This window comes from Polaromonas sp. P1_E11, from assembly GCF_056405995.1.
On record NZ_JBFUBA010000002.1, the window covers coordinates 1,098,275 to 1,110,630 of the forward strand.

Annotated in this window: 13 protein-coding genes; 2 read left to right on the forward strand and 11 right to left on the reverse strand. The window is 61.3% G+C overall.

Translation table 11 applies throughout. The features are described 5' to 3' along the window. Positions 1-28: 28 nt before the first annotated feature. From AC1D11_RS12700 to AC1D11_RS12740, 9 genes are all read right to left on the reverse strand, one after another. Positions 29-811 (reverse strand): NYN domain-containing protein, encoded by a 783-nt coding sequence (locus AC1D11_RS12700; RefSeq protein ID WP_457281123.1) that lies wholly within the window; start codon positions 809-811, stop codon positions 29-31. Then, positions 811-1,890, reverse strand: a complete 1,080-nt coding sequence (gene pyrC / locus AC1D11_RS12705; RefSeq protein ID WP_477648656.1) for a dihydroorotase — start codon at positions 1,888-1,890, stop codon at positions 811-813. Before pyrC ends, AC1D11_RS12700 begins: the two co-directional genes overlap by 1 nt. A 98-nt stretch (positions 1,891-1,988) precedes the next feature. After that, positions 1,989-2,726 carry an amino acid ABC transporter ATP-binding protein gene (locus tag AC1D11_RS12710; protein ID WP_457281125.1) on the reverse strand — a complete coding sequence of 246 codons (738 nt, stop codon included), beginning with the start codon at positions 2,724-2,726 and terminating at the stop codon, positions 1,989-1,991. A 49-nt stretch (positions 2,727-2,775) separates the two neighbouring features. Further along, on the reverse strand, positions 2,776-3,465 hold the full coding sequence (locus AC1D11_RS12715; RefSeq protein WP_477648655.1) for an amino acid ABC transporter permease: 690 nt from the start codon (positions 3,463-3,465) through the stop codon (positions 2,776-2,778). Position 3,466: 1 nt separating this feature from the next. After that, complete coding sequence (locus AC1D11_RS12720) at positions 3,467-4,189, reverse strand: amino acid ABC transporter permease (protein ID WP_477648654.1); 723 nt, start codon at positions 4,187-4,189, stop codon at positions 3,467-3,469. A gap of 107 nt (positions 4,190-4,296) precedes the next feature. After that, on the reverse strand, positions 4,297-5,187 hold the full coding sequence (locus AC1D11_RS12725; protein WP_477648653.1) for a transporter substrate-binding domain-containing protein: 891 nt from the start codon (positions 5,185-5,187) through the stop codon (positions 4,297-4,299). Positions 5,188-5,422: 235 nt separating this feature from the next. Further along, positions 5,423-5,632 carry a hypothetical protein gene (locus AC1D11_RS12730; RefSeq protein ID WP_477648652.1) on the reverse strand — a complete coding sequence of 70 codons (210 nt, stop codon included), beginning with the start codon at positions 5,630-5,632 and terminating at the stop codon, positions 5,423-5,425. 96 nt (positions 5,633-5,728) lie between these two features. Further along, complete coding sequence (locus AC1D11_RS12735) at positions 5,729-6,691, reverse strand: LysR substrate-binding domain-containing protein (RefSeq protein WP_477648651.1); 963 nt, start codon at positions 6,689-6,691, stop codon at positions 5,729-5,731. A 399-nt stretch (positions 6,692-7,090) separates the two neighbouring features. Next, the gene (locus AC1D11_RS12740; protein WP_477648650.1) at positions 7,091-8,941 is read right to left on the reverse strand and encodes an ABCB family ABC transporter ATP-binding protein/permease; all 1,851 of its coding nucleotides are present in this window, start codon (positions 8,939-8,941) and stop codon (positions 7,091-7,093) included. Between the two features lie 48 nt (positions 8,942-8,989). On the opposite strand from AC1D11_RS12740, the gene AC1D11_RS12745 reads away from it, so the two are divergent. Continuing rightward, positions 8,990-9,427: an acyl-CoA thioesterase gene (locus AC1D11_RS12745; protein WP_457281131.1), complete on the forward strand. Its 438-nt coding sequence runs from the start codon at positions 8,990-8,992 to the stop codon at positions 9,425-9,427. A gap of 116 nt (positions 9,428-9,543) precedes the next feature. Here AC1D11_RS12745 and AC1D11_RS12750 read toward each other — a convergent pair whose 3' ends face one another. Together AC1D11_RS12750 and AC1D11_RS12755 are read right to left on the reverse strand one after the other, a co-directional pair. Next, entirely contained in the window at positions 9,544-9,912 is a 369-nt protein-coding gene (locus tag AC1D11_RS12750; RefSeq protein ID WP_477648649.1) for an AtuA-related protein, read from the reverse strand. Then, positions 9,909-11,294, reverse strand: coding sequence for an acyclic terpene utilization AtuA family protein (locus tag AC1D11_RS12755; protein WP_477648648.1), 1,386 nt, complete (start codon positions 11,292-11,294; stop codon positions 9,909-9,911). The genes AC1D11_RS12750 and AC1D11_RS12755 overlap by 4 nt, the downstream gene beginning before the upstream one ends. Positions 11,295-11,402: 108 nt before the next feature. On the opposite strand from AC1D11_RS12755, the gene AC1D11_RS12760 reads away from it, so the two are divergent. Continuing rightward, positions 11,403-12,278: a branched-chain amino acid ABC transporter permease gene (locus tag AC1D11_RS12760; RefSeq protein WP_477648647.1), complete on the forward strand. Its 876-nt coding sequence runs from the start codon at positions 11,403-11,405 to the stop codon at positions 12,276-12,278. The last annotated feature ends 78 nt before the right edge of the window (positions 12,279-12,356 follow it).

The window sequence follows — 12,356 nt, forward strand, 5'->3', positions numbered from 1 at the left end:
CTGCAGCGACTCGCACCTGCAGGTTCCCCTAGGCCCGGGCCGACTTGTTGAGTCGCTTGTCGCGCACTGCGACGGTCGACTTGCCTTCGTCGGCGATGTCAAACAGCTGGGTGGCCACCAGCAGCTTGGTCAGCGTGGCATAGCCGTAGTTGCGATGGTCAAACGAGGCCTGGTTGGCGATTTGCGTTCCCACAGCACCCACGCGCGCCCAACCCTCGTCGTCGGCTGCGGCCTGAACGGCATTGCGCAGCAGCATGACCAGCTTGGCGTCCTGCTTGAGCTGGGCCGGTGTGGCCCTGAGGGGCGCGGCGGCAACCGCCTCGCCATCGTCACGGCTGTCTCCGTGGGCACCGCCCGCCGCATCACTGACGGCGATGGGGCGCAGCTTGTCGAGGAACAGGAATCTCGAACACGCATTGACAAAAGGCTCCGGCGTTTTCTGCGCGCCAAAGCCGTAGACCGCCGCGCCCTTGGCGCGCAGGTGCATGACCAGCGGCGTGAAGTCTGCGTCCGACGAAACGATGCCAAAGGCGTCGGGCCGGTCGGTATAGAGCAGTTCCAGCGCGTCGATCACCATGGCCATGTCGCTGGCGTTCTTGCCTTTGGTGTAGTCGAACTGCTGCATGGGGCGGATGGCATGCTCATGCAACACCTCTTCCCACCCCTTGAGTTCATTCTTTTTCCAGTTGCCGTAAGCGCGGCGGATGTTCGTTTCACCGAAGGTCGACAACTCGTTGAGGATCAGGTCGATCTTGGACGCCGGCGAGTTGTCGGCGTCAATGAGCAGGGCAACGCGCGGCTTGTGGTCCATCAGGGGCTTTCTGAAGTGTGCAGTTTCCAGGGCAGGTTTTCACCCGAGCGCAAAGGCTTGAGCTCGGCCTCGCCGAAAGCAAAGCTCTCGGGCGGGTGCCAGCTTTCCTTCTTGAGCGTGATCCGGCCGGTATTGCGCGGCAAGCCGTAAAAATCCGCACCGTTAAAGCTGGCAAAGGCCTCAAGCTTGTCCAGTGCGCCGGCCGCATCAAAGGCTTCGGCGTAAAGCTCCATGGCGGCGTGGGCGGTGTAGCAGCCTGCGCAGCCCGTTGCGTGCTCCTTGAGGTGCGCAGGGTGCGGTGCACTGTCAGTACCCAGGAAAAAGCGGTTGTTGCCGCTGGTGGCGGCTTCTACCAATGCCAGACGATGCGTCTCACGCTTGAGCACCGGCAGGCAGTAGTAGTGCGGGCGAATGCCACCCGTGAAAATGGCATTGCGGTTGTAAAGCAGGTGGTGCGCCGTGACGGTCGCACCCGTGAACTGGCCGGCATCGCGCACGTAATGGGCGGCTTCGCGGGTGGTGATGTGCTCAAACACGATCTTGAGCTCAGGGAAATCGCGGCGCAGCGGAATCAACTGGGTGTCAATGAATACCGCTTCCCGGTCGAACAGGTCGATGTCGGAGGACGTCACCTCGCCATGCACCAGCAGCAGCAACCCTTCCTTTTGCATGGCCTCGAGTGTCTTGTAAGTCTTGCGCAGGTCGGTCACACCGGCATCGCTGTTGGTGGTGGCGCCGGCCGGGTATAGCTTGAGCGCCACAACGCCGGCGTCCTTCGCGCGCTTGATCTCATCGGGCGGCAGGTTGTCGGTGAGGTAAAGCGTCATCAATGGCTCGAACTGCACGCCGGCCGGCACAGCGGCCTGGATGCGTTCCCGATACGCTGCCGCCTGGGCAGCCGTGGTCACCGGCGGGCGCAGGTTGGGCATGATGATGGCGCGGCCAAACTGTGCGGCCGTGTGCGGCACCACGGTGTGCAGGGCCTCGCCGTCGCGCACATGCAGGTGCCAATCGTCGGGCCGGGTAATTGTCAGAGCGGAGGTCAGGCTGGAGGCGGGTGTGCGGGTGGCTGAAGTCATGGCCTGAATTGTCGCACTGGTCACACCACCCGCCTATCATGAGCCGCCATGAAAAAAGCCCCGGGATTCGGGGCTTTTTTCCGGGGGGGGCATGGCTTTCAGTGCGCCAGGATCTTGTTGAGGAAATCCTTGGTGCGCGCCTGGCGGTTTTCAGGGTGGCTGAAAAACTCGTCCTTCGAGCAGTCTTCCAGAATCTTGCCGCCGACATCCATGAAAATCACGCGGCTGCCCACTTTTTTGGCAAAGCCCATTTCGTGGGTCACCACCATCATGGTCATGCCCTCGACGGCCAGGCCCATCATGCAGTCCAGCACCTCGCCCACCATTTCCGGGTCCAGCGCGGAAGTGGGTTCGTCAAACAGCATGGCGATCGGGTCCATGCTGAGCGCGCGGGCAATCGCCACACGCTGCTGCTGGCCACCGGAGAGCTGGCCGGGAAACTTGTCCTTGTGCGCCATCAGGCCCACGCGATCCAGGTATTTCAAGCCGTGTTTTTTGGCTTCGTCGGGCTTGCGGCCCAGTACCTTGACCTGCGCCAGCGTCAGGTTTTCGGTCACGCTCAGGTGCGGAAACAGCTCGAAATTCTGGAACACCATGCCGACGCGGCTGCGCAGTTTCGGCAGATCGGTCTTGGGGTCATGCACAGCCTTGCCGTCGACAAAAATCTGGCCCTTCTGGAAAGGCTCCAGCGCGTTGATGGTTTTGATGAGTGTTGACTTGCCCGAACCCGATGGGCCGCAGACCACAACAACTTCACCCTTCTTGATGCTGGTGGTGCAGTTATTGAGAACCTGCACTTCACCGTACCATTTGGAAACTTCTTTCAACTCAATCATCTTCTTCTCCAGTGTTCTATGAGGTTCGCTTGCCTTGAGAGCGGCGGCTTCAGCGAATGATGGCGATTCTGCTGTTCAGGCGCTTGACCATGAAGGAGAGCCCGAAGCAGATCACGAAATAAACCACGGCGGCCAGCAGGTAGGCCTCTTCGGGGCGGCCGAAGATCTTGCCGGCGGTGCTGAAGCCCTTGAGCAGGTCATAGGCGCCGATGGCGTAAACCAGCGAAGTATCCTGGAACAGGATGATGGTCTGGGTCAGCAGGATGGGCACCATGTTGCGGAAAGCCTGCGGCAGGATGATCAGCTTCATGTTCTGCGCGTAGGTCATGCCCAGGGCACGGCCCGCATTGACCTGACCGCGCGAGATCGACTGGATGCCCGCACGCATGATTTCGCTGAAGTACGCGGCCTCGAAGGCCACGAAGGTGATGATGGCCGAAATCTCGGCGCGGTAGTTGGCCCCCCAGGCGCCGAAGGTCGTGTAGAACGACGCGGGCACCAGCAGGAAGAACCACAGGATCACCATGACCAGCGGAACGGAACGCATGCCGTTGACATAGATGGTCGCAGGAACCGTCAGGATTTTTTTGCCCGACAGGCGCATCAGCGCAAGCACGGTGCCGAAAATAATGCCGCCTATGGTGGCGATGACGGTCAGCTCGATGCTGAAAATAAAGCCCTTGACGACGAACTGGGAAATCATCTCCCAGTTCAGGAAGCTCATGTCGAGTCCAAGCATGTCAGTGCCCTCCGCCCGTTGAGCCGGCTACAACGAAGCCGGGGATCTGGACCTTCTTTTCAACAAAGGCCATGACCCGGTTGACCGCGAAGGCAGAGACTGCATAAAGGGCCGTCACCGCAAGGTAGATCTCAATGCCGCGCGAAGTTTCTTCCTGCGCCTGCATGGCGAACATGGTGAGCTCGGCGATCGACACCGCGAAAGCCACGGAGGAATTTTTCAAGAGGTTCATCGACTCGCTGGTGAGCGGCGGAATGATGATGCGAAAGGCCATCGGCAGGATCACGTAGCGGTACGTCTGCACGGTGGTAAAGCCCATGGCCATACCGGCATAACGCTGGCCGCGCGGCAAGGCCTGCACGCCGGCCCTGACCTGCTCGGCAATACGCGCCGAGGTGAAAAACCCGAGGGCAAACACCACCAGGATGAAGCTTGGCAGCTCCTTCATGGCGGGGAAAATTTTGGGAACCACAAAGTACCAGATGAAAATCTGGACCAGCAAGGGAACGTTGCGAAACAGCTCGACCCAGGCATTGGCAAAGCGGACCAGCCACGGGCTGTTCGGCAAGGTGCGCAGCGTGCCGACCAGCGCGCCAAACAACATGGCGATCACCCATGACGCACCGGCGACGGACAGCGTCCAGCCCCATGCGTCAAACATCCACTGCAAGTAGGTTCGGCCACTACCGTCGTCATTTAGAAATACCTGCCAATCCCAAGTCATCACGGCTCCAGCAAAGGGTTGTTGTGTTGTTTTTCCATGCCACGGTAAACGAGAAACCCCGCCAGAGCACGTTGTCCGGCGGGGTTCTTCAATTTACCTGACCCGAATTACTTCTGGGCGTACTCTTCCATGGGCTTGTCGTTCGGATTGTCCCAGGCAGCCTTGGTGCTGGCGCTCAATGCCAGGCCCACCTTGGTGTTCTTCGGAGGAATCGGCGACAGGAACCATTTGGTCCACAGCTTGTTCATTTCGCCCGACTTGATCATGCCCTTGACCGTGTCGTCGGCCAGGCGCTTGAGCAGCGGGTCATCCTTGCGGATCATGATGGCGATGGGCTCGACGCTCAACACTTCACCGACGATCTTGAAGTCCGAAGGCTTCTTGGCGGTGGCGATGTTGCCGGCCAGGATGGAACCGTCCATGACGAACGCATCGGCGCGGCCCGATTCGAGCAGCAGGAAGCTGTCGGAGTGGTCCTTGCCGAAGATTTCCTTGAACTCGACGCCGGTGGCGCGCTTGTTCTTGCGCAGCGTCTGCACGGAAGTAGTACCCGTGGTGGTGGCCACGGTCTTGCCGCTGAGCTGGGCAACGGAGGTGATGCCGGAGGTGGCCTTCACCGCGATGCGGACTTCTTCGACGAAGGTGGTGACGACGAAAGCCACGTCTTTCTGGCGGGTCGCGTTGTTGGTGGTGGAGCCGCACTCGATGTCGACCGTGCCGTTTTGCACGAGGGGAATGCGGTTTTGCGAGGTCACGGGCTGGTATTTGACTTCCAGCTTGCGCTCGGCGGCTTTTTCGAGGCCGGCCAGGATGCGCTGGCAGATTTCGACGTGGTAGCCGGTGTATTTGCCGTCACCGAGGGTATAGGACAGTGCACCGGAGGAGTCACGCACGCCCATGGTCACAACGCCTGAAGCCTTGACTTTGGAAAGGGTGTCGGCAAATACGCCACCGGTGGCGAGCAATGCAACAGACAGAGCGACTAGCTTGAGTTTCATGGAATCTCCTGTAATGAATGAAACGATTAGCGAACTATTCTAGAGAGTTGGTTCCCGGGCTACGCCTAGGTTTACCCGGCCTCTAAAAATGGAGGAAAGCGGACGGCGTGAAAGGGTTGATGGTTTTGCAAACCCGCAGCATTAACGGCAATTTCTGGGGTTTTCCAAAATGGTGCACGCATTAAAAGTCCGGAACTATACGGCAGATGTAAGCAGTCTTTGTGCCAGCGGACCGTCAGGCCGCCCGCACACCTGGCCGTACAGGCTGGGCGATCACCCGAATGGCGCGGTGCCTGGCACAGATCAATGCCGCACAAAGGGCGGCAAGGAAGGCAACACAGACAGCAAATGAATCAACAAGCACGGGCAAGCACCAAAATTTGAACGTCACGAACTGTAAATTTGGAGGTGTCAAAACACCAATGCTGTTTCGTCGATCTTCCATGCATTTTTCTTATAACCACTTAGGGTTACTACTAGTCGTCAGTCTGATGCCAGCATTTGACCGCAAGGCCAGCCCGCTTCGGCAACGACCGGTCGGCTAGCGCGATGCCGGTGTCGCCGCGCCGCGGCCGCCAGCTTTTTCCTTGCCGCCGGTCTGTGCCTGCAGGTAAGTCCACAAGGCCTGGGCATGGGTTTTGGCCGACTCCTTGGAGGTGGGCCGCTCGCGGTACACGCGCACATCCATGGTCATTTCCAGGTTGCCGCCGGCGCTGACCAGTTTTTTGGCGCGCAATTCCTTCTTGACGGCGCTGAGCGGCAAAAACGCGATGCCGTGGCCCTCCAGGGCCATGGCCTTGAGGCCCTCGGCCATGTCGGTTTCATAGACCCGGTCCAGATGGATGGCCGTGCTGGACTGCTTGAGGATCATGTCGACCATGCGGCCCAGGTAGGCGCCCGGCGCATAGCCCAGATAAGGCAAAGGCTGCCCGGCGCGGCCCGGCAGGCTGAACTCGGGCTCGCCCGCGGAATTGGCCCTGACAAAAGGCGCCAGCACCTCCTGGCCCAGCGACACCATTTCATAGCGGTCCGGATCCAGCTGAAAGGGCTGGGAGTCGTGGTGGTAGGCAATCAGCAGGTCGCAACTGCCTTCAACCAGTCGCAATACGGCATCGTGCACGTTCAGCGCGATCAAGCGGCTCTTGATGGGGCCGAACTTCTCGCGCAGGCTGCTGACCCAGGCCGGAAAGAAGGTGAACGCCAGGGTGTGCGGCACCGCAAACTCGATGACATCCTGCCCGGCCGAGGTGTGGCCGCGCAGCATGGCGCGGGTCGACTGCAGGCCCTGCAGCATCTCCAGCGACTGGCTGTACAGGGTTTCTCCGGCCGGCGTGAGCCGCGTAGGGTATGAGCTGCGGTCCACCAGGTCGGTACCGGCCCAGGCTTCCAGCGCCTGGATACGCCGTGAAAACGCGGGCTGGGTGACATGACGCAATTGGGCGGAGCGGCTGAAACTGCGGGTTTCAGCCAGGCTCACAAAATCTTCCAGCCATTTGGTTTCCATGACCTAGCGACCCCGGTTGAACGCGCCCGAGTGGGCCGTCATGGCGTGCGCGGGCAAGACGCGACGAGGCAGCAGGCACCTGCCTGCAAGGAGGAGCAACGCCGCCAGCGTGCGCCAGGATGGCTCAATCGGGCGTGTAGCGCTTTCAAACCCGCAGCTGCGGTGTTCAAAGTCACTGGCGTGAATGCTCATGCAGGCTCCAATAAAGCAATCAAGCGGTCAACCGTGGCCGCTAGGTCCTCAATTATGCGAGGGCCTGAAGCATTTCGACCTACGGGGAATCCCATGGCTGCAAAGAAACTGCAAATTCCGGTTGCCACAGCCCACGCCAGGTCGCTATTAATTTTATAGCTGCTTGCGCCCGTTCGTTATGGCTAAAACCGAGATTTCACTTAAATCTCAAGCCTCTGCCGAACTCTGCTGCAGCGCCCACATGCGCGCATATGCGCCTTCCAGGCTCAGCAGCTGCGCGTGTGTGCCGCGCTCGACGATGCGCCCGGCGTCCATCACCAGAATCTCATGCGCATCTACCACGGTAGACAACCGGTGCGCAATCACCAGCGTGGTCTTGTTTTGCGCGGCGGTGCGCAGCTCGGCCTGGATGGCGCGCTCATTGGCCGAATCCAGCGCCGAGGTGGCTTCATCAAAAATCACCACCGGCGGGTTTTTCAGCAAGGTGCGGGCAATAGCCACGCGCTGTTTTTCGCCGCCCGACAGCTTCAGGCCGCGCTCGCCCACCATGGTCTGGTATCCCAGCGGCGTCGAGGCAATAAAACCGTGGATGCGGGCCGCGCGCGCGGCTTCTTCGACCTCGGCATGGGTGGCGCCCGGCTTGCCGTAGGCGATGTTGTATTCCACCGTGTCGTTGAACAGCACGGTGTCCTGCGGCACGATGCCGATGGACTGGCGCACGCTGGACTGCGTGACCTGCTTGATGTCCTGCCCGGCAATGGTGATGCGGCCCTGCTGGACATCGTAAAAGCGGTAGAGCAGGCGCGCCAGCGTGGACTTGCCGGCGCCCGAAGAGCCCACCACCGCGACGGTCTTGCCCGGCGGAATTTCAAAGCTCACGTTGTGCAGGATGGGCCGCGCCGGGTCGTAAGCGAAGTTCACATTCTCAAAACGTACCGCCGGCGTACCGTCTATGACGATGGGCTGGGCGCCCGGCACGTCGGCGATTTCACGCTCGCGCTCCATCAGCACAAACATCTTGTCCAGGTCGGTCAGGCTTTGCTTGATCTCGCGGTAGATCACACCCAGGAAACCGAGCGGAATGTAGAGCTGAATCATGAAGGCATTGACCATCACCAGGTCGCCCAGCGTCATGCGGCCGTCCACCACGCCCTGGGTCGCGCGCCAGAGCATGGCCACCAGCCCGATGGCAATGATGAGCTGCTGCCCGGTGTTGAGCAGGCTCAGCGTGTTCTGGCTCTTGATGGCGGCACGCCGGTAGCGCTGCAGGTTTTCGTCGTAGCGTGCGGCTTCAAACTCTTCGTTGTTGAAGTACTTGACGGTTTCGTAGTTCAGCAGCGAGTCGATGGCGCGGCTGTGGGCCGACGAGTCGAGCTCATTCATGGCCTTGCGGAACTGTGTGCGCCATTCAGTCACCGTGACGGTGAAGAAAATGTAGAACACCAGCGCGATGCCCGTGATGCCGGCAAACCAGACGTCGAACTTGACGGCCAGCAGCGTCAGCACCAGCGTCACCTCAATCAGCGTCGGGATGATGCTGTAAAGCGAATATGAGATCAGCGAATGCACGCCGCGTGTGCCGCGCTCGATGTCGCGCGTCATGCCGCCGGTTTGCCGTTCCAGGTGAAAGCGCAGGCTGAGCGCATGCAGGTGCCTGAACACTTCCAGCGAAATCCGCCGCGCCGCGCCTTCGGTGGCTTTGGCAAACACCAGTTCGCGCAGTTCGGTAAAAAGCGTCGTCGACAGGCGCAGCAGGCCGTAGGCCAGCAGCAGCGCCACGGGCACCACCAGCACCGCCTGTGCGTCGCCCGGCTTGAAGTTCATGGCGTCGACCAGGTTCTTCAGCAAGAGCGGCACGCCCACGTTGGCCATCTTGGCGCCCACCATGAAGCTCAGGGCCGCCAGCACGCGCCATTTGTAATCCCACAGGTAGGGAAAAAGGCGTTTGAGGGTGCCAAGGTCCGAGCGCTGGGGCGCGAGCGCCTTGCCGGCGCCCGGCGCCGACGCGGCGGCAGGCACAGCCAGGGAAGAATCGACAGCGGAAGCTCGGGAGCGCATGAGGGACAATCGTGTGGGTTGTTGTAATAACTTTTTCAGATTGTGCCTATGTCTACCGAATCAAGCACCCACACGGACATTCACGCCGAAGATGCCCTGAACGTCCAGTTGCCCACCGACAAGGAGCTGGTGCTCAAGGTCATTCCCATGCCGGCCGACTGCAATGCCAACGGCGACATCTTCGGCGGCTGGGTCATGGCGCAAGTCGACCTGGCCGGCTCGGTGGTACCGGCCCGCCACGTGGACGGGCGCATGGCAACCGTGGCTGTCAACCAGTTCATCTTCAAGCAGCCCGTGCGGGTCGGCGACATCCTGTCGTTTTTCTCCTGCGTCACGCGTATCGGCACCACGTCCATCACGGTCCAGGTTGAGGTCTACGCCGAGCGCTTTCGCGCCCAGGGCCGCTACATCAAGGTCACGGAAGCCAGCCTGACTTACGTGGCCATTGACGATTTCGGCAAGCCCCGCAAGATTCCCAAGGCCTGACGCCCGGGTGCCAGGTACCTTCGCCGGCCACCTGGATGCTATTTATTTGATAGCTGCTTGCGCCCGATACAAAAGGTGTACAGGCCTTTTTTTCTTAAATTTTCACGCAATCCCCGTCAGGCACCCCACCAGCCCACACGAGGGGCCGCCTGTGCTTCTTCCAGCTCGGCCTCGCTGATTTCGATCTCCATGCGCAGCAGCGCCGCCGCCATGGCCTTGCCCAGGTTGTCCATGCGCAGGTTGCGCGCGCCACCGCCTTGCAGCGCGCCCTGCAATACCAGCTTGAGGGCCAGGATATTGGGCAAGCGCCAGCATTGCACCGCGCCCGGCAGCCAGGGCGCAAAGTGCGCCTGCACGCGTTCGGCCGTCACCTCGCGCTCCATGAGCCGGTAGCCCGCCTCGTTCCAGGCAAAAAGGCCAAAGTCCACCCAGTCGGCCTTGTCGCCGCTGCGCGCATGCGCGAGCTTCACCAATAGCACCCTCATGACGGCAACACCTCCACACGCACCGCCGCCTCAACCGCCTGCCGGTCCATCAGCGCAGGCCAGATGCCCAACAACTCACTGCTGCTGTTCAGGCCGTGAAAGCCGCAGGTATAGGCCGGCCCGCTCAAGGCCATCCACGGAAAGAGCCGGCCAAAACCTTCGGCCACCGCTTTGTCCTGCGTCCTGATCGCCATACGAACCCAGACCTCGTTGAGCTCCGCCAGCACTGCAGGCGCAGGCAGTGGCGCCAGTGGGCCATGTGCCGAGTTGAGCCCCGGGAATTCGACAAAGAGTTCGTCATGCGCCATGCGCTTGTCCGCCAGCTGCGCTTTCACCATCTCCACGGCTGCCAGTACCTTGTCGTAGGCATCGGGCCAGCTAAAGCCCCAGGTGACCTCAGCCTTGTAGCCGTCGCGAAACCCACCCACCACCTTCAGCTGCGCGGGCCGCGCGCGGCCGCGCACGCCCATCATGCGCACGGCATCGTGGCCCAGGTCTTCCAGCCGCACCGCTGACAAATCCATCACCACATCGGGCGAGGCATAGTGTCCCGGGTCGTGCACCTCATACAGCAGCTGCTGGCGCACCGTATCGAAATTGATGCGGCCGCCGGTGCCCGGCGCCTTGGTGATGAGCGCGCTGCCGTCTTCGCTCACTTCGGCGATCGGGTAGCCGATATGGGCGAGATCGGGAATGGCCTTCCAGGCAGCCTGGCTGCCGAAGTTGCCGCCGCTGCCCTGGCCCGAGCATTCGAGCAAGTGCCCCACCGCCAGCCCTTGCGCCAGCCGATCCAGCTCGGCCGGCGTTTTTGCGTCCTCCAGCTTCCAGTTGAATTCATGCACCAGCGGCGCCAGGAACAGCGCCGCATCGGCGACGCGCCCTGTCACCACAATATCGGCGCCCTGCTGCAGCGCGGACACAATAGGCCGCGCGCCCACATAGGCATTGGCAAACACCATGCGCTCGCGCACGGACTCAAACGCCTGGCCGTTGAACATATGCGGCGGCGCGAGCTCTGCGAGCTGCGGCAACACTTCGTCACCGGTGACCACCGCGATGCGCGCTTTCCAGCCCTTTGCCGCAAACGCTGCGCGCAAGGCAGCGCCGGCGCCCGCAGGATTGAGCCCGCCCGCGTTGCAGATGAACTTCACACCGCGCGCCTGCATCAACGGCCACAGCTTCATCAGCATGGGGACCACATCGCGTGCATAGCCCAGCGCCGGATCACGCTGCCGATCTTTCTGCAAGATGGCCAGCGTCAGCTCGGCCAGATGGTCGCTTGCGATGTAGTGAACACCACCACGCTCAATGCTCGCAGCCACGGGCTCCCACGCGTCACCATAAAAACCCAGGCCTGCGCCTATACGAACATTTCCTCTCATGTAAGGGATTACGCTTGATCGCGTATGCGACACGTATTCGGAACAACCCCTAGCGACAGACCAATAGGCGACAGCTATAACCAAAGCTAATTACAGGGAGACCGCGACGTGCAATTCCTGCAGCTGCTCATCAGCGGTATTGCCCAAGGCTGCATCTACGGGCTGATCGCGCTGGGCTTTGTACTCATCTACAAAGCCACCGAGACGGTCAGCTTCGCGCAGGGCGAACTGATGATGCTGGGCGCGTTCGGCGGCCTGGCCTGCATGACCTTGCTGGGCTTTCCCTTCTGGCTGGCAGTAATCAGCGCGATTGCCGGCATGGCGCTCTTTGGCATGGTGCTGGAGCGCCTCGTGATACGCCCCATCCTCGGCCAGCCCGCGTTCTCCATCGTCATGCTCACCATCGGCGTGGGCTACACGGCGCGCGGCCTCATCACCATGATCCCCGGCATAGGCACCGAAACCTATGTGCTGCCCGTGCCCTACAAAGACCAGATCTGGAGCCTGGGCACGCTGGTCATCAACGTCGAGCAGGTCGCCATCATCGTCACCACCGCAGCGCTGTGCCTCGTCCTGTTTGCGATGTTCAAGTACAGCAAGCTGGGCGTCGCCATGCAGGCGTCTTCACAAAACCAGCTGGCCGCGTACTACATGGGCATCCCCGTGAAACGCCTTAACGGCCTCGTGTGGGCGCTGGCCTCGGCCGTCGCGGCGATTGCCGGGCTCCTGCTCGCGCCCATCACCTTTGTGCATGCCAACATGGGTTTCATCGGGCTCAAGGCTTTCCCGGCCGCAGTCGTGGGCGGCTTCGGCAGCCTGCCCGGCGCGATTGTGGGCGGCCTCGTGATAGGCCTGGTCGAATCGTTCTCGGGCTTTTATCTGCCTGACGGCTTCAAGGACATCGCCGCCTATGTAGTGGTGCTCATCATGCTGATGGTCAAGCCCAGCGGCCTGTTCGGCGAGAAGCTGAGAAAAAAGGTCTAAAACATGGCCTCCACGCTTTTCACTTCGTGTAATGCGCTGCCCCCCGAGGGGGCTGTGCTTGCTCGGGGCGGCCCTTCG

Excerpts from the sequence above, each read along its gene's own strand:
- AC1D11_RS12700 (WP_457281123.1), bottom strand. The coding sequence starts at position 811 with ATGGACCACAAGCCGCGCGTTGCCCTGCTCATTGACGCCGACAACTCG.
- pyrC (WP_477648656.1), bottom strand. The coding sequence starts at position 1,890 with ATGACTTCAGCCACCCGCACACCCGCCTCCAGCCTGACCTCCGCTCTG.
- AC1D11_RS12710 (WP_457281125.1), bottom strand. The coding sequence starts at position 2,726 with ATGATTGAGTTGAAAGAAGTTTCCAAATGGTACGGTGAAGTGCAGGTT.
- AC1D11_RS12715 (WP_477648655.1), bottom strand. The coding sequence starts at position 3,465 with ATGCTTGGACTCGACATGAGCTTCCTGAACTGGGAGATGATTTCCCAG.
- AC1D11_RS12720 (WP_477648654.1), bottom strand. The coding sequence starts at position 4,189 with ATGACTTGGGATTGGCAGGTATTTCTAAATGACGACGGTAGTGGCCGA.
- AC1D11_RS12725 (WP_477648653.1), bottom strand. The coding sequence starts at position 5,187 with ATGAAACTCAAGCTAGTCGCTCTGTCTGTTGCATTGCTCGCCACCGGT.
- AC1D11_RS12730 (WP_477648652.1), bottom strand. The coding sequence starts at position 5,632 with ATGGAAGATCGACGAAACAGCATTGGTGTTTTGACACCTCCAAATTTA.
- AC1D11_RS12735 (WP_477648651.1), bottom strand. The coding sequence starts at position 6,691 with ATGGAAACCAAATGGCTGGAAGATTTTGTGAGCCTGGCTGAAACCCGC.
- AC1D11_RS12740 (WP_477648650.1), bottom strand. The coding sequence starts at position 8,941 with ATGCGCTCCCGAGCTTCCGCTGTCGATTCTTCCCTGGCTGTGCCTGCC.
- AC1D11_RS12745 (WP_457281131.1), top strand. The coding sequence starts at position 8,990 with ATGTCTACCGAATCAAGCACCCACACGGACATTCACGCCGAAGATGCC.
- AC1D11_RS12750 (WP_477648649.1), bottom strand. The coding sequence starts at position 9,912 with ATGAGGGTGCTATTGGTGAAGCTCGCGCATGCGCGCAGCGGCGACAAG.
- AC1D11_RS12755 (WP_477648648.1), bottom strand. The coding sequence starts at position 11,294 with ATGAGAGGAAATGTTCGTATAGGCGCAGGCCTGGGTTTTTATGGTGAC.